A 26,920-nucleotide genomic window follows, 5' to 3' on the forward strand; every position below is an offset into this window, starting at 1 on the left:
CGTTAAAATTTTCATTAAGCCTGAAATATCAGACAACAGCTTTCTTTTGCTTTAAATACTCAGATAAACTGAATGACACGACCTCTAAGAATACCATTGCTAACCAGTACATTGCCGCTGAATTAATAAACGAAAATAATTCATCAGAGTCTACAATTTTACTGCTTTCAATATTCTTAGCCCCACCATTCAGGTTATGAAAGAACCTGTTTCGGATACTAATAATAAAACTGCCCATTTCACAGAATTTTATAGATAATTTTCCAGGTTCATCCGTATCTTCATGAACAGCTTCATTTGGTGTTACCCTTTTTATCTCTTTAAACATTTGCTTATTTACATCATTTTCTGATGCATTAAATTTAATATCTACAGAAGTATCCGAGATACTATCCCCCTTGTAGAGCATATCAATAAAAGTTTTAAAAAACCCCAGCTCTTTCTTTTCGCTGTCTCCTATCATTAACTCTTTGAGCTTATTAAAAGAGCGCTGAAAATCTTGAGTTTTAGAAGTATAAATCAATGGGAATGCATAAGAGATTTTTTCTAACATTCTGTAAATGTAAATAAAAGCTGATGTATGAGATTTCCTATTCGTGTGTAAAATGAATTGAGAAATTTCAGAGAGTATCACTGAATAAAAGTTCCTATTTACATATTTAGTTTTATCGATGAAAGAAGCTAAATCATCAGCTTTTACGTCTTCTAATATGTACTGAGGAAATTGGGTTTTCCAGTTGCTAAAGGGCAAAAGATTACTTGAGAAATAATTGACTCTGCTTTTTATTTTTTTATTCGAATAATTATGTGTTAACTCTATATTCCCAGATAATAATCTTATTATGAGCAAAATTTCAGGATCTTTATCATCTAATATTTTCAATTTTCCTGGTAATTGCTTCAAAATATGTGCGGGCAAATTTTCTTTATAGTTAAATGCTTTATACATCGACATTAAGAAGTCAACTCCATAAAGTGTTCAACTAACTCCATTTCATCAAACTCAGAATGCTCCGCATAGTTTTCAATAAAGTTTTTTGAGAGTTCCCGTCTATATTTCCCTAGGTTTACTTTTGATTGGTTAATTGCCTTGAAGGCAGACTCAAACAAACTAACTGATTCAGAAAATTTCTGCGGAGATGTATCAACAATCTTACCGTATGAGTTTTTCAGCCCTACAGAAAATCCAATCAAGTTGTTTCCAACTTTTAACCACTTCTTTACAGAATCATCATCTGAGAGCTTCTCAATTTGCTTAATAACTTGCTTAAAATCTATATCTTCATCTGTGGGCTGCTTATCCATAATTCGTCCAACAATGATCTGATCCATTTTTTCGCCGATAATCTTATTGTTGTCATTATTTACGCTTCCTGTTAGGAAAGCTAAATACGCTTTTGATAAATCACCTAAATCAAATGAGCCTTTAACAATGGCTTCCCCTCGTTCTTTCTCTGTTTGAACGTCTATATTAATATCATTAAAATCAAATAGTTCCTGAGTCAAGATTTCAATTTGGTGCCTCGGTGTCATAGGTTTTTGACCATTATTCAAGGTTATCATTCGATATAACAATTTGTCTTCACTAGGCGATATAATAACGTTCAAATATAAAGACTGAGAATCATCAAACCTCTCATCATCTTTAGCACGATTTAGGGTACTCAAACGCTGGATACCATCTAGAACATAACCTGAATCAATATTGTCTTTGATATATTCAGCAATATCTTCTTCGTTATTTTTATCGAAATTTGGCTCTACAAATGCAATGGTCAAAGGTGGCATGAGACATTTATCAAGGATATCTCTTTCTAAACGAGCATAAAACTTTTTATCCTGAGTTTTTCGTTGAGCTGAAAAACGGTCTATTAATGGGTAAAGACTATCGATTGCATATCTATATGTTGTCTTTCCTGTTGCAACTATGCTATCGATTACGCCATCTTTAGTTTTATCAAAAATAATCACACTCATAACTTGCCTTTAAAATCTCAGAACAGATGAGTTAATAATACTTGATTAATCAGAGATATGGTATCTCACTAATGCATAGAACCGCTTTTGTTAGTAATGCTGCAGTAGAATTTTTCATACAGCACAAATTGAGTTGAACACCACATAAAGTCGTGGGCTTTCCGCCCACACCGGAGCAAAAAGGGATTCTCCAGCAAATCCCTTCTTGCATCATCCCATGCCGCCTCAACGAAGCTGAGCGTTTCAGATATTGTTGAATAAATGCCTAACAGCTCTGATGGTACATCCTGTACCCCAGAGCTTGGCTCGACCTCCATGTCTCGCCCACGTCATTTCACATTCAACAATATCTTCAGCACCTTCGACGGGTATTGTCAGCCTTTAAGCGACCTTGGAGTAAATTAAAGCTTAGGTCTTTTGCAATTTGTATATCTTCGAAAACCTTGCGGGCTACGATGGTTCCCCATGGCAAAGTTGTTATTCATCGTTGATGAAAAATAGCGTAAGCGCAGCATGGACGCTGCGCTAGATTCTGGGGTGCATGGATGCACCATCAGAAGCGTTAGATATTTTTTATCATAAGAGGAATAACGTTTAGCTTTGCGGGGCGGCATGGGGAGATGGAAGAGGGGAGTTTGCTGGAGAACTCCCCTCTTCCTCGGGTGTGGGCGGAAAGCCCACGACTTTAAAACTTCAAAGAAGTTTAAGTTTTCTCCTAAAGAATGAATGAAATTCAGCAAGAAACCTAAAACTGACCAGACAACGTCAAAGTATACCTAGGCTTCCGATGTACCTTCCTCTGCTCATATCTCAAAAAATCAGACTCAGTAAACAACCCTTCATAGCGTTGTCTAAACTCCTTATATTTGCGCTTAAAGATAAATTGAGTATGAAATCTGAGTTTGAAATTTTTATTTATCTGATAATCAACAAAGCCTGAGCCATATAGGTCATTTTCAGATCGTCTCAAATAATCAAACCTTGAGAAACGCCTCGGAGTACGCTTATTTAAACTAAAATTGAGCGAGGTATTCGGTAAAATCTCATTCTGATTAATGGTGACATCCCAACTGCTTGAACTTTGCCAAAGCATTGAAGTATTTTCACCTGTAAATGGATCAACAATTTCACTGTCTCTTAAAGTCCAATTGGCGCTGATCAGCGTATTTTCAAAACCAAACTCTTTCAGTTCTGAGTAAGCATCAAACATCACACCGTATTCTTTTGCCTTATCGACATTGCCCTCACCAGCTCTTAAAACCAGCGGGATTTCAGTAATTAAGTCAGAAATATCGTAGTAATATGGCGTGGTTTTCAAACTTGCGGTTTTATCCGCCCATTGAACTTCATAACTTACTGAAAACTCATCTTGAACTTGCGGTTTAAGATTCGGATTGGTTTCCTCTAGACGAACTTCATCACGGTTAAACTCTGGAACAAAGTCATTGAGAGCAAGCTGGCTTACAGTTCGCTCATAGTTAAACCGTAACTGCTGTGAATCAGTTAAATCGTACTGTAGGTTTAACCTAGGTTTCCAATAATCAAAGGTACGGGATGAGCTATCTTTAATTTGACTTGTACCATCATCAATTAATGTGAAATCTGTATTTACGTCCATGGTTGAACGCTCATACACTAATGATGCTTGTAGGTTTAAATCACTTGCCAATGCATAGTTGTGATGCGAGAAAACTTCGTAGCGAGTTTCTTTAATATCGTTAAGTTCTGTAGAGTGATACGCCCCACCCTCGCTAATAAATTGTAAGTTCTCATCACGAGTATTAATGGCAATTTCAGCACCTGTATCTATCGAATACTTAGGCGTGAGTTGATAATCCCAATTTCCTCGAAGCACGTTCTCGGTACCAATGTAGCGCCTCGGTAGTCGGTAATCTAAAATTTCCTCTTCGACTTCTAAGCCTGACACTCGCCATAATTGGTCATTAGCATCTTCCCTATTGCTAATAAAAAGCAGCTTTAACTGGCTTTGCTCTGATAACTCATGGGTGATATCACCGCCTAACTCCCATTGGTAAAGCCCCCAATCGATAACTACCTTATTGATTCCAAAGTCATCAACAAGCCAATCCTGATGCTCTGTAACATAGTCGGCATTAACAGAAATACGCTCATAAATGCCGTTCAGGTTTAGTGCTGTTTTATCGGAAAATGGATACTCAAATTTGCCGGTAAATTGATTCTCTTCATAACGGTTATCACGTACACGTAAAAAGTTGTCAGTAATGTCACCTTGAGGTGAGATATAGGCTTCTTCAATGGTTAGTTTGGTTAAATAGATATTATTATTAAATCCAACTCGGTATTTGGCTTTACCAATACCTGAGCTAAACAAAATTGAGCCTTGCGGTTTGATGGAAGTGTCAGTTGTTTTTACCGCACCGACAGACCATAACAAAGAGGCTTCAACTTCGTCTTTAAGCACTACATTAATCACTAAGCCATTACTTTGAATATCTAACCCAGCCGTTGAGCCTCTAATCAACTCAATATAATCAACATCAGTAGCTTGAATATTATCAAGCTCTTCACGGGTACCATTTTCTTTACCTGCAACCCGTTGGCCGTTAATTAAAATTTGATCGCCACCCGAGCCAAAACCTCTATTGTTGGAGTTACGGTTTAAAGCAAGTACTAAGCTCTTTGCACCTGGGATATTGTCTAAAACGTCATAAAGTGTTTGTGGCTCAAACGCCATAAAGTAAATGCTGTCGAAGCGCTCAACATTATCAGCAATTTGATCAACCGCTAACGCTGCGCTGTGTGCTGATAGCAGTGAGCTGGTAACAATCACCCCTGCTACAAAGCGAGATAACAATGTCTTTTTCAAATTGAAACGCTGAGTCGAACTTTCATAACCATTTTTCATTATTAAATCCCTGAAATGAAATCTGGAGTTATGTTATTGGGAGTGATTCGCAGTAAGTAGACACAGAAAGTAAAAATACCTCATTACAATTTTTACAAAAGTTTGCAATTCACTGATCAACTTGCTTGATATACTCACGCAATAAAAAGATAAGAAGAATCAATGGATATGAGCATAAAACCGCAATTGCTTATCGTTGAAGATGAGCCAACCATTCTACGTGGACTTACCGATCTATTTGTATTTCACGGCTATAACGTCAGTAGTGAAACTGACGGTAAAAAGGGACTTGAGCAAGCATTAACAGGCAATTTTCACTGCATTATTTTAGACGTTATGCTGCCCTCGATGAACGGCTTTGATATCTGCAATGCCATTCGTCAACAGTCGGCAACTCAAGCTGTTATCATGCTCACTGCTAAAAATGCTGAAGAAGATATCATTAACGGCTTAAGCTTGGGTGCAGATGATTATTTAGCAAAACCTTTTTCAACATCAGAATTAGTGCTAAGAGTCGGCGCATTGCTTCGTCGAACCGGTTTTTCGAGTACTGACAGCACCATCACCATTAACGACAAAGTAAATGTTTGCCTAAAAAAGTTGACCGGCATTTCTTACCAAAAAGAGATCCGTTACACTCGCCGTGAAGCCACCATTTTGAGCTTTCTTCACCAGCAGCAAAAGTCCGTCTCACGTGAAGAACTGTTAAGAGAAGTTTGGGGCTATAAATCAACAGACTGCCTAGACACTCGCACCGTTGATATTCATATCGCCAAGATACGTAAGAAAATCGAACTCGACCCGAAAATGCCTGAACTGCTCGTCACCTTAAGGGGTGAAGGCTATCAATTACTCTGTAGTTAATTGGGGGCGAGCTCTATCATGAAGACATTTTTTTCCGATAAATCACTGCTCAGTTATTCAGAAAGACTTAAACGTCTACGCTGGTTTACTGCGATGTTCTTTGCATTGTTGCTGACCTCCATCTTATTTTCGTTTTATGTCGTTCTCAATAAAATCAAGCAAGAGCAACTGCACGAGTATCAGCAACAAGTCGATGATGTTACCGCACATTTAAATAAGAGAAGTTTTAAACGAATTGCACTTACAAATATGATCCCCCCTGCTGAATTTGAATACTTTCAGCATTTATATAACCCTGCAACAGAGCAATTAACCAAAGCGGTTTCACCACTGGCAAATAGAAAAAAGTACAAACACTTTGAAGGCTTGATTGGTTATTTTCAAATTGATAGGAATGGGATATTTAACAGCCCTGCTTGGCCATATATTATTGATAGCGAACGAGATAAAAAAGCACTAACCAGACTGAAAACATCAAACCATGAAGCTAGAACGCTCACGATTAAGCTTAGACAGATTGCTTACCAATCAAATAAGCTAAAACAGCTCGTCGGTATCAATGGCTTTAAAGAAAGAACGAAATTTGAGGTGATTTCTGATTTACCCGAATACCTAATCTTTTATCGAGTCGTTGAAATCAATAATGACGAAAAACTTCAGGGTTATATTGTCGAACGCAGTGGTTACATTAACGATGTTTTTTTGCCGACATTAGGCAATTTACAACTTAAACGCTCTATTGGGTTGACAGTATCAGCAACCAAACATGAAATTCAAGATAAGCTATATACCTATCATCGGAACCATCTAAGACAAACTCAAATTGAACAACCTGAAAGTTTGGTAGAACTTTCAGAGTCAAGCATAGGCGAACACTGGCTCAGCTGGCCTTTAAAAGGCTATAAAGTAAGTTACTCGACTTATCCGTTAGCATTACCGAGTGATGCCATCTTCAGTATCATAGCCATGATTGCTTTGGTGATCATTGCCGCATTGAGTTGTTTTGGTTTTTATCGCATCGGCTTAAAGCAGTTAATTCTCGCAGAGCAAAGGTTGAACTTTGTGTCGTCCGTCAGTCATGAACTGAAAACGCCGTTAACCTCGATTCGGATGTACTCTGAGATGCTCAAAACTGGACAAGTTTTATCACAAGCGCATCGAAAAGATTACTACGACTTTATTTACAGTGAGAGTGAACGATTAAGTCGCTTAATCGACAATATTTTACAGCTGTCCAAGTTTAATCAACCACACCATAATGTATCTCCAGAATTCACTAAACTTAGCGTGCTGATTGATATCATTCAGTCGAAGGTGTCCTCGTTAGTAGTGAAGAACGACTTTAAACTCAACATTTTGTCGGCGTTCGACGAGCATGAAAATGTATTTTTACTCGCTGATATTGACGCATTTTCTCAAGTTGTCATTAACATCACTGATAACTCAATCAAATTCTATGACACGCAAAAGATAACTGATCCGAGTCGAAAAACGTTGGACTTTATCTTCAAACCTGCCGAGAAACTAAACGGATTGGTTCAATTGCAAATCAGAGATTACGGTCTTGGTATTACGCCAGAGCAGGAAGAGAAGATATTTGATTTATTCTATCGTGGTGGCAGTGAATTAACTCGCACCACACAAGGTACAGGCATTGGGCTGGCACTGGTTAAAGAACTTGTAGAAGCTCAACAAGGCACGATTGATGTGCAGCGTACGTCACCAGGATTAGCGATGAATATATGGTTTAAAAGTAAGAAGTAGAATGGTTCTGCAAACACTCACTGAGATAGGTCAGTAAAATAGGAAAGGAATTTAGCATTTAGCGACTTTTAAAAAGGCGCTAAATGCTAACAAGCAAATTACTGCTCGCCGCTTGCGGCTTGAGTATCTTGCGTATCGTAAATCAGGATTGGTGCTGACTCACCCTTAACCACTGACTCGTCAACAACCACTTTGCTAATGTCTTCTGTCGAAGGAACGTCATACATGGTATCAAGTAGAATACTTTCAACAATTGAACGTAGACCACGTGCACCCGTTTTACGGTTCATCGCTTTTTGAGCAATGGCTTTTAATGCATCTTCACGGAATTCAAGTTCAACTTCTTCCATGTCGAATAACGCAGCATATTGCTTAGTGATCGCATTCTTTGGCTCTGAAAGAATTTGCACAAGTGCATCTTCATCAAGTTCAGTAAGGGTTGCTACCACTGGCAGACGACCGATAAATTCAGGGATAAGACCAAATTTAACGAGATCTTCTGGCTCAACGTGTTGGAAAGTCTCAGAAACTGATTTCTTATCTTTCTCACTGGTCACTGTTGCACCGAAACCGATACCAGTACCCGTGTCGATACGTTGATCAATCACTTTTTCAAGACCCGCAAACGCACCACCACAGATGAACAAGATCTTAGACGTGTCTACTTGCAAGAACTCTTGCTGTGGATGCTTACGACCACCCTGTGGTGGAACCGCTGCCACAGTACCTTCAATCAGCTTAAGAAGTGCCTGCTGAACACCTTCACCCGATACATCACGAGTGATTGATGGGTTATCTGCTTTACGACTGATCTTGTCGATTTCATCAATGTAGACAATACCACGTTGTGCTTTCTCAACGTCGTAATCACACTTCTGAAGCAGCTTTTGAATGATGTTTTCAACGTCTTCACCAACATAGCCGGCTTCGGTTAATGTCGTTGCGTCAGCCATAGTGAATGGCACATTCAATGAGCGAGCTAGTGTTTCTGCAAGTAACGTTTTACCGCTACCAGTAGGACCAATCAACAGGATGTTACTTTTACCAAGTTCAACATCATCTTGTGGGTTTGCATTTTTAAGACGTTTGTAATGGTTATATACCGCAACCGCTAAAACCTTTTTGGCTTTATCTTGGCCGATAACATAATCATCTAAATGTTGTCTTAGTTCGTGAGGAGTAGGTAACTTATCCGTGTCCTGTTTTGGTGAGATCTCCTTGATCTCTTCACGAATAATGTCGTTACAAAGCTCTACACACTCATCACAAACGTATACAGATGGGCCAGCAATTAGCTTGCGAACTTCGTGTTGGCTTTTGCCACAAAAAGAACAATAAAGCAGCTTGCCGTTATCGCCGTCACTTTTCTTGTCGCCCATTATTTTACCTCTTTATGCCGTAATCAAACGGCATATCAAATTCAGATCATATAAATAAATCATAACGTAGAATACGTTAAAAATCAGCTACGATGTGTCAATACAGAGTCAATAATACCGTAGTCTAATGCTTGATCAGCACTCATAAAATTGTCACGATCTGTATCTTTTTCAATAACTTCTAGCGGTTGACCTGTATGGTCTGCCAAAACTTTATTTAATTTTTCTTTAATGCCTAAGATCTCTTGTGCATGGATTGCAATGTCCGATGCTTGACCTTGGAAGCCACCCAAAGGTTGATGAATCATCACACGAGAGCTTGGTAAGCAATGTCTTTTCCCTTTTTCACCAGCTGCAAGTAAGAATGCTCCCATGCTTGCTGCTTGTCCCATACATACAGTGCTCACGTTTGGCTTGATGAACTTCATCGTATCATAAATAGCCATACCCGCAGTTACTGAACCACCAGGAGAGTTAATGTATAGGTGAATATCTTTGTCTGGGCTTTCTGACTCTAAGAATAAAAGTTGAGCCACGATTAAGTTAGCCATGTGTTCTTCTACTTGACCAACTAAGAAAATCACACGTTCTTTCAACAAGCGCGAGTAAATATCGTAAGAACGCTCACCTTTAGCAGTTTGCTCAACTACCATTGGGACGAGAGAATTTAAAACAGACTCTGGTGCTTTGTGCATTATTAGTTCCTTTATCCTAGAAAAACAATTGATGACATGGTTAATTTGTATTTATCTATCAAAGATAAACACTTGTTATGTCTTGAGTCCAACAGTTTATTTTAGGTTTATAAAAAATGGCTCGTACGAGGAGCCTCATACGAGCCATTATAAATGACTGTCAGCTAATCAAGTCAAGTCTAGCTCATAAATCTTAAGCTTGACCTGTAGCTTGGTTCATGAACTCTTCGAACTGAACTTCTTTGTCAGATACTTTAGCTGCTTTTAGAACTTCTTCTACAGCTTGCTCTTCAAGAGCAACGTTACGCATGTTCTGCATCATTTCGTTGTTCTTGTTGTAATATTCAACAACTTCACTTGGATCTTCATAAGCAGAAGCCATTGATTCGATTAGTGCTTTAACACGATCTTCGTCAGCTTTTAGCTCGTTTGTTTTGATCACTTCACCAAGCAGTAAACCGATTTTCACACGACGCTCAGCTTGTTCAGTGAATAACTCAGCTGGTAGCTCAGGCATGTTAGCCGCTTGTTGACCACCGAAGCGTTGTAGTGCTTGTTGACGAACTACATTTACTTCGCTGTCTACTAGTGCTTTTGGAAGATCAATTTCGTGAGCGTCTACTAAACCGTTAATTACTTGCTCTTTCACGTTAGCTTTAAGCGCTTGCTCAAGTTCACGAGTCATGTTCTTGCGAATTTCAACTTTAAGTGCATCAATGCCACCTTCAGCAACACCGAATAGACCAGCAAACTCTTCGTTAACTTCTGGTAAATCTGCACCTTGAACTTCAGTCAAAGTGATTGCGAACTTAGCCGCTTTACCTTTTAAGTCTTCAGCGTGGTAGTCTTCAGGGAAAGTAACTTCGATATCGAACTCTTCACCTGCTTTCTTGCCTAGGATACCGTCTTCAAAGCCAGGGATCATACGACCGCTACCTAGTTGAAGTTCGAAATCATCAGCTTTACCGCCTTCAAACTCTTCACCGTCAACAGTACCAACAAAGTTCATTTTAACTTTGTCGCTGTCTTCTGAAGCACGTTCTACTGCTGCGTATGTAGCGTGTTGCTTACGTAGAGTTTCAATCATGTTGTCAACGTCAGCATCTGTTACTTCAGCTACTGGCTTTTCAACTTTGATTGCGTCCAAATCTTTCAATTCAACTTCTGGGTATACTTCAAAAGTCGCTGTAAATTCAAAGTTTTCACCTTCAGTAGAACCTGGAGTGAAAGTTGGAGCACCAGCTGGGTTAATTTTTTCAGCAATGATTGCTTCAACAAAGTTACGTTGCATGAACTCGCCAGTGATTTCTTGACGAATTGCTGCACCATAGCGCTTTTCGATAACGCTTACAGGAACTTTGCCTGGACGGAAACCAGCGATTTTTGCACGCTTAGCTTCGTTACGTAGTGCGTTTTTGATCAGCTTGTCTAGATCACCAGCAGGCACAGAGATTGTAACTTTACGCTCTAGGCCTTGAGTTGTTTCAACAGAAACTTGCATTATTTTACCTCAAATTTATCTAACGTCCTTTTTTCATAGCCGACGTTATCAGCTACGTTAAGAATTCGTTTTGTTGTGTTTATTTACCCATACTCTACTAAGAAAGAACTGCTTCGAGCACGTTAATAAACATCATGTTATTAATAATAAGACGCAGCATTATAGCCATGCTTGACAACAGAGTCGAGAGGGAATTATAGGTGCAATAAGACAATATTAAGTTAATTGTTAAAATTAGGAATTCAGGCACAAAAAAAGCGACGTAAAGTCGCTTTTTTTGTACTCGATAAAGAGTGGGGTGACTGATGGGGCTCGAACCCACGACAACCGGAATCACAATCCGGGGCTCTACCAACTGAGCTACAATCACCACATTATTTGGTACGCCCGGCAAGATTCGAACCTTTACATTAGGTAAAATCCGAAATCTCTACTGAGTGAGTTAAACTATTTCTATGTATTCGTTTGACCCGCTGCGATGTGGGCACAATTTAATGTTTCTTTACTTCTTGTGCAAGCTTTTTTTACGATGCGCCATCCGTGCGTCGATTTTTCCCTCAATTTGTACTAATTTCAATCTAACTTTTTTCATTTCATTCATATGCTATGCAAACAAACTCTTTTTATTCCTACTTTTGCCGTTTTCTCATTAACTTTAATATATTGAGTACCGTTTTATTCATGATGACCTTGTTTTCGCTGTGTTACCACTTATTATATGACATGAGTCTTCATAAAATTTAAGTCTGAAAGATCAACACGCTCTAGCTCCCTAACAACCTGTTTCTAACTACTTGATTACAAGCACCACCAAATATTGTGCAATGTAGGAAAGTCATAATTACTAAGAAAAACTAAGTTCTAAACACTACCTTAACACTCATCAAATAATTGCTTATAGTGCCTACAGCAACACCGAAAACGAAAGCTAGATTGGTTTCAGCGTATTGAGCAAGAAAGAAAAACACTGAAAGATTAATAGCACCACCGAAGTGTGCACTAACAAAGTGTTGAGCAAATTGTTTTAGTTTCTTGGTGCCGGTTGCAGAAAATGTAAAATAACGATTGCCAACCCAAGTGGCTGCAGTAGCCACCCAAAATGCTAACACTCGATTCAGTAATATATCTTCATGCATAAAATTTAATAGCAAAAATGTGACCATATCGACAATAAAGCCAACGCCACCAACAATGGCAAATTTTGAAAGTTGATACATAGGAATACCTATATTGTGAAGGGATACTTACCAAGCAAACGAGGTGAGATAGGGCCTTTTAAAACGCAGTAATATTTGAAAACGGCTAATAAATGTAACAAAACAGTCATAATTAAAACCCACATTAATTTTTCATACATATTGCTAGCTCTACTAGGCAGGCAGTAATTGTGACTTATTTTCCAGTTTTATCTATGTTAGGTACTAGCAGCTTTATATCCACAGTTGTCATTTTTGAAACAGATTTTAGCCAACCTTGCATCACCCATCATAGTATTCCCAAAATGGCAAACCCAACAATTAAAATTCCTAGCGAATTATGCCGGTAATAAAGGCCATAAACTTTAATTTCGTCCATATACCAACCCATACCAAGCAGCCCCTGCATTCCAAGGACAGTTAACCAGTGTAAAAGGTTGTTTTATTTAAAATTTTTATTTTTACTCATGCTCACTCAGGTCTGCTAACTCTACTAACAATCAATTTTAGATGATCAGTACCATACAAAAAATGATGTCCACAAAATGTCTACGTTAAAAGGACATTTCCTAGACAAGCTATATGGATAATCGAGAGTCAACCATAAGTAAGTAGTTAGAGCACATTATGAGTAATACTATGACCCCTAGAAATAAAGCAGCATGTAGCATTACGCTCAGCATTGTGGTTCCTGTTTATAACGAAGCTGAAATGCTCAAAATATTTCACCATGAGCTTTCAAGAGTTCTTATAGAATTACATAGTGAAACGATTGAAGTAATTTATGTTAATGATGGAAGTAAAGATCAAAGCTGGAACATTCTGCAAACCCTTCCTAATTATTTTGGTTCACTTCGAAATATCAATTTAAGCCGAAACTTCGGTAAAGAAGCTGCAGTGACCGCTGGGCTTGATGCAGCATTAGGTCAAGCTGTTATTATTCTTGATGCTGATTTGCAAGACCCTCCACAGCTGATCCCTTCAATGCTTGAAGCTTGGCGCTCTGGCTATCACGTAGTCAATATGCAACGAACCAAGCGTGAGGGAGAATCTTGGTTTAAAAAGACTTGCGCTCATGCCTACTACCGACTGCTAGAAGCACTTTCTGACGTTAAAATTGAAAAAAATGTCGGTGATTTCAGATTATTAAGCCGAGAAGTGATTGACTCTATCAAGCAGCTCTCCGAAAAAAACCGCTACATGAAGGGGTTGATGGCATGGCCAGGATTTAAACAAATCAATTTACCTTTTGAACGCCCAGGGCGTGTTGCTGGTGAAACTAAATGGTCCTTTCTACAACTCGTTAGGCTTGGGTTATCAGGCATTAGCGCATTCAGTGTTAAGCCTCTAAAGCTGGCAAGCTGGGCCGGTGCTTTAATGTCCTCTGCAGCCTTTATTTACGGGATTTGGATCTTTTTTAAGACAATATTTTTTGGTGAGCCAGTCGCAGGATTTCCGAGTATGATCTTAATCCAGGTGCTCCTTGGTGGGGTGCAGTTAATGGCTATTGGCGTGCTCGGTGAGTATGTAGGCCGAATTTATACTGAAGCCAAAAATCGCCCAATTTATCTCATTATGGAGCAAACAGAACAGCATGTTTCATCTTTTTTAAATAAAGTTGCTTAAGGTTACAGAATGAATCGCTTTATTCATTTATCAAAAAGTCTATCTCCGACTCAGTTAGCTCTAGTTATCATCTTTACTTTGATTGTATTGAGGTTTACTTCTTTAGGCTTATATCCCTTTTTCGATACCACAGAAGCGCGATATGGAGAAATCAGCCGTATCATGTTTGAAACCCAAGACTGGGTTACGCCTTACTTTATCTATGATGTTCCGTTTTGGGGTAAGCCGCCGTTCCTTTTTTGGATCACTTCACTCAGTTTTTCATTATTTGGGGTAAGCGAGTTTGCTGGTCGATTACCCCACTTAATATGTGGCACTCTAACCTTATTCACTGTTTATAAATTCACCTGCAAAATAGCATCTAAAAAAACAGCCGTTTTCGCTGTATTGGTTTTGACATCCAGCATGGGCTTTATTATATCTGCAGGTGCAATAATGACTGATACAGCACTATTAATGTCCATCACCTTATCCATGCTCAGCTACTGGTTTATATATACTCAAGATAACCAAAAATTATTTAATGCCGTTTTCTTTGCTTCTCTTGGACTAGGTATGCTTATTAAAGGGCCTATTGCAGTAGTTCTTGTTAGTGCGTCATTATTTATTTGGAGCATTTGGCAACGAAATTTTATCAAAGCAATCACATCATTAAATTGGAAGTCAGGACTTGTTATCTTTCTTGGCGTTACTTTGCCTTGGTATATCTGGGCAGAATTAAGAACACCGGGGTTTCTTGAATACTTTATTGTGGGAGAACACTTTAAAAGGTTTCTAGTCTCAGGCTGGGAAGGCGATCTTTACGGGACAGCACATAAAGAAGCTCGTGGTACGATTTGGTGGTTTTGGCTTATGTCCGCATTTCCATGGTCACTAGTATTAGTTTTTAGCGCTTTGAAAAAAGTGCCAACTCTTTTCAAAACGACTCAAAACTCAAGCAAAAGTGAATTGAAAAGCTATTTGCTTATATGGATGATCACACCAATGCTTTTTTTCACATTGGCAGGCAACATCCTACCCGCTTATGTTCTGCCCGGATTCAGTGCTATGGCTGTTCTTGTTGCACTAACAATTAAGCACTCAGTGAGGTTTAATTGGTTGGCTTCAGTCACTTTTATTTTACTGTGCATCGCAATAACATTACTTAGCCTACATAAAGTTAGTAAAAACTCAGAATATTATTTATTACAACCTGTTCAAGCTAAATTAAAATCGACAAAGGTTTTATATTGGAAATCTCTCCCCTTTTCTGGGCGCTTCTACACTCGAGGCAAAGCCAAGTTGATTCAAGATACCAATCAATTAACTAATGAAATTAATTCGAATCGAGAAACATTTTTTGTCATCAAATCGAAAGAACATACTGAATTGAAGCAGTTAATAGCTAACCACTGCCAATTAGTTTCGACAACTAAAAAGAGGCAGCTTTATCAATGCTCACCTGTAAAGATAGCTAAATCAAACCTATCCAACGCAATGAAATTAAAACATAATGCTTCCGATAGCGAAGTTTAAGTTTCTAAAGTAAAAACTTAGAGCTGAGTCAAAAAAAAATATTAATAGAGAGTTACAGTAAGATAAATAGATTATTGGGAAGCACAATGAAGTTATTACTAATTGAAGACTCTTTAGAGATTGCAAGTGTGATTTTTAGCTATTTTGAAAGCCCTGAGAATGAATTAGATCATGCATCTAATGGGCTTCATGGAATTGAGCTAGCTCAACAAGATGTTTTCGACTGCATTATTTTAGATGTCATGCTTCCTGGAGTAGACGGAGTAAACGTGTGCAAGCAGTTACGCTCATTAGGCCTTAATACTCCAATAATTATGCTAACAGCACGAGACACACTATCAGATGAATTAAAAGGGCTCAAATCAGGTGCCGATGATTACGTAGTAAAACCTTTTGACTTAGAACTTCTCGAAGCAAGAATTGAAGCACAAATAAGGCGTACTAATGGGCAAGGGTTCAATTCAACATTAAGGTGTGGAGACTTGAACATTGACTTAAACACCCATAGAGTCAAGCTGAAAGGAACGACAATTAAAGTGCCACCTATTAGCTTTACTATTTTAAAAGTTCTGGCTGAGCAGTCACCAAATATTGTGAGCCGTCAAGCCTTAGAACAAGTGATTTGGAAAGATAAGTCCCCTGAACAAGATGTATTAAGAAAGCACATTTACCAGCTGCGAAATATTATCGATAAACCATATGCAACAGAACGGCTTGTCACAGTTCCTAAATGTGGCTACAAACTAATGAGTTAATATGAAACTAGAGCAATCTATCGGAGCAAAACTTAAAAGACTGTATATTTGTATTATTTTATTCTTAACTTTTGTGTACACGTTCCTGTGCTTTCATATTTTTCACTTTGCAGGCGACTCGAGTAATTTCGACCGTTTAAAATTATCAGCACCCTATTACCTTAAAAACTACTCTATTGGTGATTCAGGTATACGGGAAGTTACACCTTTCACTCTAATATATTCAAATTACAATGTACTCCCCAAGTATATTAAAGAAAAAATAAAACCCAACTGGATAGGCTACAAGGTAATCTTTGAAGATAATAAATCCAAAGGCAAAACTGGCATTTTCGCAAGTCAGATTGACGGTAAAGGCATAATGTATGTTGCTGAAAAAACGGTTAAGAGTGAAGAACACCGAACTCTAGAACTCACTTTTATTGGGTTAACTTGTGGTATAGGTGTTTTCACTCTAATTTTAGTGAGTTTGATTAGTGCCCGAAAAGCAAAAAAAATTATTCAACCTTTTAAAGAGATCAGCAAGCAACTCAGCCTTAATGAAAAGTCAGAAGATTTTTCAGAAATAACAATCAACGGTCACATCTACTACGAATCAGAGCTAATATTAGCAAGCATCAACCAATACCGTAATAAAATTGAAAATCTTTTAAAGCGAGAACAAAATTTTTCTCGATATGTCAGCCATGAACTCAGAACCCCTATGACCGTCATCAAAGGTGCTTTAAGTGTATTGAGAAAATATGAAAAGTCTAATTTCCCTAAGTCACCAAAAGAATTACACCATAAAATTAATAGCGCTGTGATGGATATGGAAAGTCTTACTCAAACGTTCTTGACTCTCTCAAGAAATGAGGTGCGAAGTTCTAAATTGCTTATTGATGCCATCTATCTGCAAAAAGTACTGTTGCCTTGTGATAGTTTGGCACAAAAAAATAATGTTTCGTTGAATATTCAGCAGTTAGAGACTGTAGAGTTAGTTAGCGAGCCAATTCTTGTATCCGCATTACTGCAAAACTTAATGAACAATGCGATAAATTGTTCGATCAACGGCAATGTTCACTTACTCATTTCTAAACATCGAATTGATGTAATTGACGATGGAGTAGGGCTTAATGATACCCCACGAGGCTACGAAGGTTTTGGTATAGGTTTACAAATAGTAAAAGATATATGTGCTCGATACGACTGGGAATTTCAATTAAAAAATAATATCGATAATGGCTGCACGGCATCAGTGCTATTCCCTCTTCATCGCACTTAGAGTGCAACAAGATAATGTCGTACATGGTTTTGTTAGATTTTTTACAAAAACTTATGAACCCAGAGGAGTCAAGCCAAGGAAAATCAATATAATTCAACACTTTACAAGAAAAGAGCAATCTCGTAATAATATGATTAAATTAATTTAAAATAGGAACTATTAAAATGAAAAAATATATTTTTTTATGCTTATTCTTTTTTGTCGGAGCAGTGAGTTGCGCATATGCCTCAAATTATCCAGAAAGCTCAAAAGATGTTAAGGATTGGCGAAAAAGTGGAACTCCAGAAGAACAATTACAAGCATTGGTAAAAGTCACTCCCGGAACACATCATTGGATGCCTGAAATTGCCTACCGCTATCAAAGCCTATATTGGGCTGTAAACCAGAAAAAGTGGGACTTTGCCTATTACCAAGCAAGATCTATGGAAAAAATGATTAAACGTGTTGCAAATGCAAGAGCTAAACGCGCAGCTTCAGCAAAGATGTTTCAACAAAATGTGTTTAAAAATCTGTACACGTCTCTTCGCAATAAAGATAAAAAATCCTTTGACTCAGCTTTTAGTAAAACTGGAACTGAATGTATGGCTTGCCATGCAAGAGAAGGCTTTCCATTTATTACAGTACCTGCTATTCCACCAAAGCCTAACAGTATAGTTCTAGGCTACCCAGAATAAATGTCGAAAGAGCTGATAAACCTATAGCTAATGGAAACTGAATCAAGGAAGATATTCGTTGACAAGCGGCATTGTAAAAACAACACAGATGATAAACATCCTAAGTGAATAATGAACTTTTGATGACGGTAGGTTGAAACAACCGTTTAGGCAGCTTGTTTAATCATTTTTATAAGATAAATAGGAGCATTTATGTCTAAGGTTTTCAAGAAACATAAATTTACTCGTCGAGATTTTTTGCAGTCAAGCCTAGCCTTATCTGGTGGTGCATTATCATTAGGGATGCATCGTTACGCAATCGCTGAACCAAAACCACTAGAAGTCCCTAGCTGGTCCAAACAAATGGATTTTGGAGCCATTTCTAATCTTTATGGAATGCCATCTAAATTTGAAAGTTCTGTAAAAAAGCTGGGGAAATCGCCTGCCAAAGAAACAGCTGCATTCAATTATTCATCAAGAACCCCCTTAGCTGCATTAAGGGGGAGTATTACTCCAAATGGGCTTTTTTACGAGAGACACCACGGAGGGATCCCGCAAATAAATCCAATTCAACATAAGTTAGTAATTCATGGGCTAGTAAAACGTAATCTAATAATAGATATGGAACATTTGAAGCGATATCCATCGGTGAGTCGTTATTATTTTATAGAGTGTTCAGGAAATAGTTCAGTAAAAGATCGTAGTAATCAGCAAGGAAATGTACAGAGCATACATGGATTGCTCAGCTGCGCTCAATGGACAGGAGTTCCCCTAAAGCTTTTGCTAAAAGAAGCAGGAATAAACCTCGATAAAGCCAAATATATTATTGCTGAAAGTGCAGATGCGACAAGTACGGCTCGCAGTATACCAATTGAACGAGCTTTAGATGACGTACTTGTTGTGTACGGACAAAATGGAGAGGCTTTAAGAGTTGAACAAGGCTACCCGATAAGACTATTAGTACCTGGTTGTGAGGGTAGTGTGAATATAAAATGGTTGAGGCGGATAGAAGTGAGCGACATGCCATTGTATTCACGAAATGAAACAGCATCTTATACTGATTTGCTGGCTAATGGTAAGGCAATGATATTTACTTTAGCTATGGAAGCTAAATCCATAATCACATCTCCATCAGGTGGGCAAACTTTACCAGAAAAAGGCTTTTACGAAATCCGTGGCTTTGCTTGGTCAGGGAGGGGAAAAATATCTGCTGTAGATGTCTCTGTAGATGGAGGAGTGAATTGGCATAAAGCAGAGCTTGACGGTTTAACGAGCTCAAAATGCATGACTGAGTTTCGTTTTCCGTGGAATTGGCAAGGCCAGTCAGCACAGCTTTTAAGCAGAGCTGTCGATGAAACAGGATATGTTCAGCCATACTCTCAGCAGCTCTTTCAAGCTAGAGGTCATCAATTCTATTTCCATAATAATGCTATTCAAGCATGGGAAGTTCAACCTAATGGGCAGGTGAATAATGCAGAAATTTAATTTCATGTTGATACTAATCCTATTTGCATCAACTGCAAACGCAAATGAACAGAAGTTCAATTTAGCTGAAGCTGTTAATTCATCAACCATTAATGCTTGGAATATCAATGTAAAACCAAATGGTGAAGGAGTTCCTACAGGACAGGGAACATATCAACAAGGGCAAAAATTATATCAGCAACAGTGTGCTGTTTGTCATGGAAAGGGAGGACTGGGTGGTGTTCCTGTTGTTCACGGATTTGAAACTAAATACCTACCTAAATTAGTTACACCGCCAGGTAGCGTATTAGTCAACGGGAAAGGAGTTGGCTCATTCTGGCCTTATGCTACAACGTTATTTGATTATATTCGAAGAGCTATGCCCTATTATACGCCAAAGAGCCTGACACCAAATCAAGTCTATTCTCTTGTTGCTTATTTACTTACAGAAAATAAAGTTATAAGCAAAAGCACTGTGGTAAACCAAAACAATTTAACATCAATTAAAATGCCAAATAGAAATGGGTTCATCCGAGATCAGCGTCCTGATACTAACAATGTGCGCTGTATGTCTGATTGCAAAGTTCCGTAAGAGTACTTCGCTACATATGAGACAAACTCTGAATCTTCAGCAGAATAGATGTTTAGATAATACTTTTAGGGTGTAATGCTCTTTAAAAAGATCTAATACCGATTACAGTAATTTTTGCGCATACAAGCTCCCGAAGGGCAAGGCTACAGGCTTCCATTACTGTGTTACAAGTTTTTGAATTATCCCGATAGTACTGCAAACTTGCGCCTTGTACTGAAAATCTTTAGCTCTTGCTGAGTGGGAAGTTAATTACTGTAATTGGTATTATACAAAGACAAGCTGAGAATAATGAAAACGCTCAGCATCAGTCATTCTGGGTAAAACAATTTAGACGCTTACTCTATCAAACTTTATATTCTAAAAAAGAAGTTCAATCTTTCTTAATGAATGGTTTCAACAAAGTTGGCATCCAGTGATTTCTATGGGGTTCATGAGTGCAAAGCCAAATATACTTCTTGCACTCATGAGGGCAGCCATGAGTTTGAACTATGCTCATCCAAGTGTGATCAACTAAATATTCAGGAATATAAGCTAGCCACATTCCTGTTTTGATTGCAGACTCTAAGACTTGAAAGCTATCAACTCTTGCACCAATTTTTCTTTGAAAGTTGCCATCATTCCAACCATCTTTACTCAGTTGATTTTCCATGTCCCCATAGCTCATTTTGCTCGGCACCACAAAAGCATATTTTAACACTTCTTCAATAGGTATTGATGCTAAATTCATTTGAACTAAAGGGTGCTGTTTTGCTGCAACGATAACGCTTCTAACTTGTTTCAATTCGGTAAATTTTATATTTGCCACTGATGGTTCAGATGTTAAAGTACTAACAATTGCAATATCTACTTGCCCTTTTAAAAGCCTGTCTAAATTTTCATTTTGAAAAGTTTCAATTGTAAATTCAGAGAATGAAATTTTTAATGGTTTAACTAAAGACTCTAGGTGCTTCGACAAGAGCAGCTCAGCACCACTGATCCTAATGTGAAGGTTTTGCGGTTTACCTAGTTCAAATTCAATTCCATTATGTAAGGAAAGTAATTGATTACCTTTCATTAGTAATAGCCCACCAGCATGAGTTAACCCCCAGTAGTTAGATTGTCGACAAAATAACTCACATTGGTAGTACTCTTCAATTCTACGAATTGCTTTTGATAAAGTACTTGGCTGAACATTTAGGACTTTAGCTGCATTTCTAATCCCTCTTCGATTTGCAACTTCAACAAAAAATCTAAGGTCTTGTATTCTCATAGTGAGTTTTCTAAGTAAATTTATAGCTTCAAATTCTAATAGAGTCACCAAGTGTTTTCAATTAGGAAACACCTGGTGAAAAAATGTTGCTTAACATTACCTAAATCTCTCAATACTATTAGTTACTAACATAATTTCATGAGCGAACTCTGTGCAAAATATTCGATTTACTCCTCTTTATATTACACCAAGTCTCACCTTAAAGAATCGAGTAGTGGTGCCACCTATGGCATCGCAGACGGCTGATTCTTCAGGTATGGCCACGCAAAAGACTATTGATCATTACCGTTCGCTTGCTCGATCTGGTGCTGGGTTGGTTATGGTTGAATACAGCCATGTATCATTAACAGGACGGAGTGAGCCAAATCAGCTGGGCGCTCATGATGATTATTGCTTAGGTGGTCTTTCCCTAATAGCAAACGTACTTCATCAAGAAGGCGTTATTGCCGGATTACAGCTCACGCACTGTGGTGGAAAAGGAAGTTTTGCTATTTGTAAAGATATGATGGGACCTTCAGGTATTACGGTTCCAGCTTATGACCGGGAGTTAGAGCAACCACGAGCTATGACCATCGAAGATATCAGGCAGTGGAAAACCGATTTTGTTGCCGCAGCAATAAGAGCCGAAAAAGCTGGCTTTGATCTGGTGGAGATACACTGTGCACACGGCTACGGTATTAACCAATGGCTATCGCCAATAACAAATGCTAGACAAGATGAGTACGGCGGAACACTAAGAAACCGATGTAGACTCTTACTTGAAATTATTAAAGAGATAAAAATTCAAGCCCCTAAGATTGGTATTATGACTCGAATCCCTGGTCAAGATCTTTACCCAGAAGGTTTGACGCAAGACGATATGAAAATTGTTTCAAACTGGCTAGTTGAATCAGGTGTTTGTATTATTGACGTTTCTTCAGGTATAGGTGGCTGGAATCGACCTAGAAATCGTTTTGGTGAGGGTTATCTGGTTGAAGAATCAGAACAACTGTGTGGGATAGTAAATGTACCTGTAATTGGTGTTGGAGGAATAAAGACTGCTGGTTATATGGAACATGCGTTATCAACAAATAAATTAGACTTAATCGCAGTTGGTCGAGAAATTTTAGCCTCACCAGAAAAATTCAAGTTGAATAACATGCAATAGCTAGGCTATTTAGCAATGAGAAAGACATAACATTGCCATAATTTCTGGCACTACAATTTCAATGTCATATATTGACTATTTGGGTCAATAACAAAAAGCAGATCAGTCAGGGACAAATATATCATTTAAGTTTCTCTGGCTGGTTGGAGCAATCACCTAACTCCACTGAATCACCACAACTTTCACACGTTAATGGATTTTGACCTACCACTTCTCTACAAAAACACAGAACTTTACTCTATTGACATTGGTCATCGTGCAGTCGACTAGATCACCTGTTAGTTTAGCAACTACCTTATAATATATTTAAAGCTAATAATGGCTTGTAATACTATATTACTAAATCAATATAAAATGGCGCACTCTACTGGAGTTAAAATAAATTTAGGCAAGGAAAATTGATGGAATTCGCAGTATAAATATCTTTTAAACCAACCTGTCGGATTTGCCTGCTTCACTGGAAAAACGCAAAAAAACCACCTATTGAGGTGGTTTTTTTATTTGGTACGCCCGGCAGGATTCGAACCTGCGACCATCCGCTTAGAAGGCGGATGCTCTATCCAACTGAGCTACGGGCGCTTAATCCTGTCAGGAATAGCTTATGCTATTGTAGTCATTCACTCAAATATTTAACAGCAAATAACAAAAATGTGGTCGGTGATAGAGGATTCGAACCTCTGACCCTCTGCTCCCAAAGCAGATGCGCTACCGGGCTGCGCTAATCACCGTTATTCTTTTTCTCAGCAATGTCAGTACTGCCTTGAGAACGGAGCGAATATTATAGTCTCCTATTTCAGCCGTCAACGATTTTTTTAGAAATAAAGTTCAGATGATGAATTAACAGTCTAATTCACCTGAATAGCTACTCATTATGCGGATTATCCATGACAGTTTTCACTATCACTGGTAAAATGAGTCTGATTTTTCAGCAAATATCCTTGAACCAAATAAATCAGCTAAATGTGAACCGTTATTGTAGCTCGCCTATCATTTATTATTATGTAGTTTGGTGCATGACGTTATTCATTTGATATCGTACCCAGCAATTTATTTAGGTTAAAAAGGCTTTTCTTTTGAGAATTAAGCCACAAAAATAAAATAACTAACTAGGAATTTACTGTTAAACCACCAAAATCACACTACCTTATAGCGCCGTATATAAAGGAAACCCTACATCCATGACTGCCCAGATAATAGATGGCAAAGCGATCGCACAATCTATTCGCAAGCAATTGAAGCAAAGAGTGAGCGAGAGATTGGCTGAAGGCAAACGTGCACCAGGCCTTGCAGTAATCCTAGTTGGGAACGATCCAGCCTCCGAAGTTTATGTTGGTAGCAAACGTCGAGCTTGTGAAGAAGTTGGCTTTGTTTCAAATTCATTTGACTTACCCATCACTACGACCGAATTAGAATTATTCCGTTTGATCGATCAATGCAATGATGATCCAACCATCGACGGAATTTTAGTTCAGTTACCTCTACCTGAACATATCAATGAAGAGAAAGTCATTGAACGTATTCGTCCAGATAAAGACGTTGATGGCTTTCACCCTTATAACGTAGGTCGTTTAGCACAGCGTATTCCTTTATTGCGTTCTTGCACGCCTAAAGGGATTATGACCTTAATTGAATCAACCGGTGTGGATACCTACGGCTTAGATGCAACTATTGTGGGTGCATCTAATATTGTTGGTCGCCCAATGACTTTAGAATTGTTGTTAGCGGGGAGTACGCCAACAACCTGCCATCGCTTCACTAAGAACCTTGAGCAAAAAGTGCGACAAGCTGACTTATTAGTTGTTGCAGTGGGTAAGCCTAATTTCATCCCTGGTGAATGGATTAAAGAAGGTGCCATCGTGATTGATGTGGGCATTAACAGACTTGAAAGCGGTCAGCTAGTCGGTGACGTTGAATACGATGAAGCAGCCAAAAATGCGAGCTGGATTAGCCCTGTACCTGGTGGTGTTGGCCCGATGACCATCGTCAGTTTGCTAGAAAATACTCTGTTTGCTGCTGAAGAGTATCACGATTAATTTTTAATTTTAGCCATGCCCGAATACCGGAGTCGGGCATTATAAAGTTTGCCACCATTCTATATTGATGTTCCTGTAACAGCTTAAAAATTCCATTTTTGATATTAAGCCGATATCAAAATCTAAAAAAGTGCATCTGTGGTCTCTTATAAGTTCGATAAAATTGTTCATTTCGCTCGGCTTGTTGTTTTAAAAAATTCTTATGAGCTTTTTTAAAATCCGCCCTTATATGCCTTATATGCCTAACCTTTAATTCTTTTTTAATTTCGGCCATTGAATTGATTAGATTGTGACCCAAAAGTAGATACTCATTATCATCCAACGCCTCAGATTTCGAGCCAAGACCTTCTGCATATTTATTAAGTTTATCTTCAATTGAACCTAAAAATAAGAAATGTTGAACACGGTCTGCATTAAATTTATCAGCTACTTCATGATGCGCATCAATATTGTCATCGATAAACACAACATTTTGTCCGTCCAACCTGTTGGCAGCCATATATTTTTTAATTTTCTCTCCTTTATTAAGTTCCTTAGTAAGCCCCGTATTAGAATCTACTTCAGGCTCAAAAAGTTCGTCAAAATGGAAATCTATTTTTGCAAATTCCAGTTTCTTTGCTATCCCCGCACCATGAGAAACAATAATAAAATGAGCTTCAGGGAACTTTTCTTTTAAACGCTTTAACTTTTCATTAACTTCAGCTTCAACGGCCTTAGTATCCTCAAGGGGAGCAAACATACCGCCCTCTTTATATACCAAAGTTTCATCAATATCGAAAACAAACAAAGGCGGCTCTTGTTGTGGGGGGATACTATCTACCATATCAGCGATTGATGTTACAGCTTTCATTTTGAAAGGTTGGTGACCAGGCTTTTGATAATGAATAGTCGGTGTGGCTGTTACTTGAGTACTACTGACTTGACAGTTCACCGTTATATCTTGATGTTGAGGATCAATATGAAGGGTATTAGCTTTCTTGTTACCGTACTCAGTATTTATCCTTGCTTGCCCAATACCCGCACTTCTTTCATCACTTCCTTTTGCCCATTGTTCTTTAGGGATAGACCTAGTTGATAAGGTCATTTTCGTAGGTGATTCTCTGTCAGTTTGCACACTACTCGATTCATCCACATGGAATATGTTATCGAGTTCAATTCTATACTTTGATTTAAATAAAAAGTCAGGAGCTAAACGTTTAATCATACTGACTTCGCGTATTTCAAAACTTTCTCTTTTATCAGGCAAGTTTACTTTTCTTACTTCAAACTGTCGCTTGTAGGTCCCTTCTCCTTTAGAACCATTAAATTTAAACTCTACTTTTTGCCATTTATCAGATTCAGGAATATCACGTTTAAACTTTTGCTGATCATCCCAGCATGCTTTGTTATTCTTAGCATCCCAATTAACATCGTACGATGTTAATTTTGCACTAGTAGTAAGAGAATCTGGAGTTGTCATAACAAGAAAATAAGTGTGTTTCTTTTAATTTATTATATAGGCCCATGCATTAACTAAGACGAAGTCTTATAATGAATTCAGCTTCATATTAGCTAGCTAAACCGTCCCTTAATTATGCTTTGACTCTTCTATCTTTAAAACGAAAAATCAAGGTGCCTGTGCTCGACAAGTAAACCCTGAACTTTCATAAGCGTTAGCTCACTATTATTAAGAATATCGCCCCTCACCTAGAAATGAAAAGAAAACGTCACATTTTAAGTAGTGGTATGCTTTAGATGAATTATAAGGAACAAACTGTCAGAACTTAAAAAAACTTGGCTTAATTAAAAACAGTTTCTAGACTTGGGGTCTGTATGTCCATCTTGATAAGTTATCTCTGCCTCTCCCGCTATACAAATGTCATATTCAGTCCCTCCACTTCTATTACTGCCCACAATAGAAACAAAGATATGCACACTATTAAGCTTCATAGTTTCTCTGTTTTTCATCCCGTACCTAAAATGATCATCATTATCGACACTTCCAAAGTCCCAATCGTGTACTGTTTTTTCAAATCCCTTTGGAACTCCAATTAAAACATGCTGACTAGACGTACCCTTCCTATAGGAATATGAAGTGCTCTCTCCAGGTTTTAAATGATATCTTGCATTACAGACAAAGATTTGGTCCGAATCATTTCCATCACAACCTCTTGCAGTGAACAACACCCCAATATCGGTTGGACTATTACTTTTATCAGTATTGTTGATGACTGTAGAAGTATTGGCAGTTTCGCTAAGAGAGTAATTAGATAGTTGCTCTGTAGTTAAATCGTTATATGTAGTTTCATGAGCAAAAGCACCAGAAAAAACGAATGCACTAAGTAGAAAAAACAAATTTGCTTTCATTTTCATCAGCCAC

The 26,920-nt window shown here is 38.1% G+C and carries 21 protein-coding genes and 3 tRNA genes; 11 read left to right on the forward strand and 13 right to left on the reverse strand.

Annotation, left to right across the window (positions count from 1 at the left end):
- Positions 1-28: 28 nt before the first annotated feature.
- The 3 genes from AC1EU2_RS00580 to AC1EU2_RS00590 all read right to left on the reverse strand — a co-directional run bounded on the left by AC1EU2_RS00580 (position 29) and on the right by AC1EU2_RS00590 (position 4,864).
- Positions 29-955 (reverse strand): hypothetical protein, encoded by a 927-nt coding sequence (locus tag AC1EU2_RS00580; protein ID WP_480296051.1) that lies wholly within the window; start codon positions 953-955, stop codon positions 29-31.
- On the reverse strand, positions 955-1,977 hold the full coding sequence (locus AC1EU2_RS00585) for a hypothetical protein (RefSeq protein WP_480296052.1): 1,023 nt from the start codon (positions 1,975-1,977) through the stop codon (positions 955-957). The genes AC1EU2_RS00580 and AC1EU2_RS00585 overlap by 1 nt, the downstream gene beginning before the upstream one ends.
- Before the next feature lie 745 nt (positions 1,978-2,722).
- Positions 2,723-4,864 (reverse strand): TonB-dependent receptor, encoded by a 2,142-nt coding sequence (locus AC1EU2_RS00590; protein ID WP_480296053.1) that lies wholly within the window; start codon positions 4,862-4,864, stop codon positions 2,723-2,725.
- Between the two features lie 162 nt (positions 4,865-5,026).
- On the opposite strand from AC1EU2_RS00590, the gene AC1EU2_RS00595 reads away from it, so the two are divergent.
- Positions 5,027-5,728 (forward strand): response regulator transcription factor, encoded by a 702-nt coding sequence (locus tag AC1EU2_RS00595; RefSeq protein WP_480296054.1) that lies wholly within the window; start codon positions 5,027-5,029, stop codon positions 5,726-5,728.
- Between the two features lie 18 nt (positions 5,729-5,746).
- Positions 5,747-7,492, forward strand: coding sequence for a sensor histidine kinase (locus AC1EU2_RS00600; RefSeq protein ID WP_480296055.1), 1,746 nt, complete (start codon positions 5,747-5,749; stop codon positions 7,490-7,492).
- A 98-nt stretch (positions 7,493-7,590) separates the two neighbouring features.
- Here AC1EU2_RS00600 and clpX read toward each other — a convergent pair whose 3' ends face one another.
- From clpX to AC1EU2_RS00625, 5 genes are all read right to left on the reverse strand, one after another.
- Entirely contained in the window at positions 7,591-8,871 is a 1,281-nt protein-coding gene (gene clpX, locus AC1EU2_RS00605) for an ATP-dependent protease ATP-binding subunit ClpX (RefSeq protein WP_480296056.1), read from the reverse strand.
- An 83-nt stretch (positions 8,872-8,954) separates the two neighbouring features.
- Entirely contained in the window at positions 8,955-9,566 is a 612-nt protein-coding gene (clpP, locus tag AC1EU2_RS00610) for an ATP-dependent Clp endopeptidase proteolytic subunit ClpP (protein ID WP_480296057.1), read from the reverse strand.
- A 193-nt stretch (positions 9,567-9,759) separates the two neighbouring features.
- On the reverse strand, positions 9,760-11,067 hold the full coding sequence (gene tig / locus AC1EU2_RS00615; protein ID WP_480296058.1) for a trigger factor: 1,308 nt from the start codon (positions 11,065-11,067) through the stop codon (positions 9,760-9,762).
- Positions 11,068-11,361: 294 nt separating this feature from the next.
- Positions 11,362-11,437: transfer RNA gene (locus AC1EU2_RS00620), tRNA-His, on the reverse strand.
- 484 nt (positions 11,438-11,921) lie between these two features.
- On the reverse strand, positions 11,922-12,284 hold the full coding sequence (locus AC1EU2_RS00625) for a GtrA family protein (RefSeq protein WP_480296059.1): 363 nt from the start codon (positions 12,282-12,284) through the stop codon (positions 11,922-11,924).
- A 606-nt stretch (positions 12,285-12,890) separates the two neighbouring features.
- On the opposite strand from AC1EU2_RS00625, the gene AC1EU2_RS00630 reads away from it, so the two are divergent.
- The 7 genes from AC1EU2_RS00630 to AC1EU2_RS00660 all read left to right on the forward strand — a co-directional run bounded on the left by AC1EU2_RS00630 (position 12,891) and on the right by AC1EU2_RS00660 (position 20,132).
- Positions 12,891-13,889: a glycosyltransferase family 2 protein gene (locus AC1EU2_RS00630; RefSeq protein WP_480296060.1), complete on the forward strand. Its 999-nt coding sequence runs from the start codon at positions 12,891-12,893 to the stop codon at positions 13,887-13,889.
- 9 nt (positions 13,890-13,898) lie between these two features.
- Entirely contained in the window at positions 13,899-15,404 is a 1,506-nt protein-coding gene (locus AC1EU2_RS00635) for an ArnT family glycosyltransferase (protein ID WP_480296061.1), read from the forward strand.
- A gap of 86 nt (positions 15,405-15,490) precedes the next feature.
- Positions 15,491-16,159, forward strand: coding sequence for a response regulator transcription factor (locus AC1EU2_RS00640; RefSeq protein WP_480296062.1), 669 nt, complete (start codon positions 15,491-15,493; stop codon positions 16,157-16,159).
- A gap of 1 nt (position 16,160) precedes the next feature.
- Positions 16,161-17,423 (forward strand): sensor histidine kinase, encoded by a 1,263-nt coding sequence (locus tag AC1EU2_RS00645; RefSeq protein ID WP_480296063.1) that lies wholly within the window; start codon positions 16,161-16,163, stop codon positions 17,421-17,423.
- A gap of 164 nt (positions 17,424-17,587) precedes the next feature.
- On the forward strand, positions 17,588-18,097 hold the full coding sequence (locus AC1EU2_RS00650; RefSeq protein WP_480296064.1) for a hypothetical protein: 510 nt from the start codon (positions 17,588-17,590) through the stop codon (positions 18,095-18,097).
- Positions 18,098-18,289: 192 nt separating this feature from the next.
- Positions 18,290-19,561: a sulfite dehydrogenase gene (gene soxC / locus AC1EU2_RS00655; protein WP_480296065.1), complete on the forward strand. Its 1,272-nt coding sequence runs from the start codon at positions 18,290-18,292 to the stop codon at positions 19,559-19,561.
- On the forward strand, positions 19,548-20,132 hold the full coding sequence (locus AC1EU2_RS00660; RefSeq protein WP_480296066.1) for a c-type cytochrome: 585 nt from the start codon (positions 19,548-19,550) through the stop codon (positions 20,130-20,132). The genes soxC and AC1EU2_RS00660 overlap by 14 nt, the downstream gene beginning before the upstream one ends.
- A gap of 370 nt (positions 20,133-20,502) precedes the next feature.
- Here AC1EU2_RS00660 and AC1EU2_RS00665 read toward each other — a convergent pair whose 3' ends face one another.
- Positions 20,503-21,381, reverse strand: a complete 879-nt coding sequence (locus tag AC1EU2_RS00665; protein ID WP_480296067.1) for a LysR family transcriptional regulator — start codon at positions 21,379-21,381, stop codon at positions 20,503-20,505.
- A gap of 151 nt (positions 21,382-21,532) precedes the next feature.
- Here AC1EU2_RS00665 and AC1EU2_RS00670 point away from each other — a divergent pair, with 151 nt between their 5' ends.
- Positions 21,533-22,528: an NADH:flavin oxidoreductase gene (locus AC1EU2_RS00670; RefSeq protein WP_480296068.1), complete on the forward strand. Its 996-nt coding sequence runs from the start codon at positions 21,533-21,535 to the stop codon at positions 22,526-22,528.
- A gap of 502 nt (positions 22,529-23,030) precedes the next feature.
- On the opposite strand, the gene AC1EU2_RS00675 is transcribed toward AC1EU2_RS00670, so the two are convergent.
- Both AC1EU2_RS00675 and AC1EU2_RS00680 read right to left on the reverse strand, forming a co-directional pair.
- A tRNA-Arg gene (locus AC1EU2_RS00675) sits at positions 23,031-23,107 on the reverse strand.
- Positions 23,108-23,179: 72 nt separating this feature from the next.
- A tRNA-Pro gene (locus AC1EU2_RS00680) sits at positions 23,180-23,256 on the reverse strand.
- Between the two features lie 450 nt (positions 23,257-23,706).
- Between AC1EU2_RS00680 and folD the strand changes: the two genes are divergently transcribed.
- Positions 23,707-24,561, forward strand: a complete 855-nt coding sequence (folD, locus tag AC1EU2_RS00685; RefSeq protein WP_480296069.1) for a bifunctional methylenetetrahydrofolate dehydrogenase/methenyltetrahydrofolate cyclohydrolase FolD — start codon at positions 23,707-23,709, stop codon at positions 24,559-24,561.
- A gap of 115 nt (positions 24,562-24,676) precedes the next feature.
- Here folD and AC1EU2_RS00690 read toward each other — a convergent pair whose 3' ends face one another.
- Positions 24,677-26,020, reverse strand: coding sequence for an HAD family hydrolase (locus AC1EU2_RS00690; protein WP_480296070.1), 1,344 nt, complete (start codon positions 26,018-26,020; stop codon positions 24,677-24,679).
- Positions 26,021-26,343: 323 nt separating this feature from the next.
- The gene (locus AC1EU2_RS00695) at positions 26,344-26,913 is read right to left on the reverse strand and encodes a hypothetical protein (protein WP_480296071.1); all 570 of its coding nucleotides are present in this window, start codon (positions 26,911-26,913) and stop codon (positions 26,344-26,346) included.
- Between the last annotated feature and the right edge of the window lie 7 nt (positions 26,914-26,920).

It is taken from the genome of Parashewanella sp. 2304DJ23-3 (assembly GCF_056591695.1).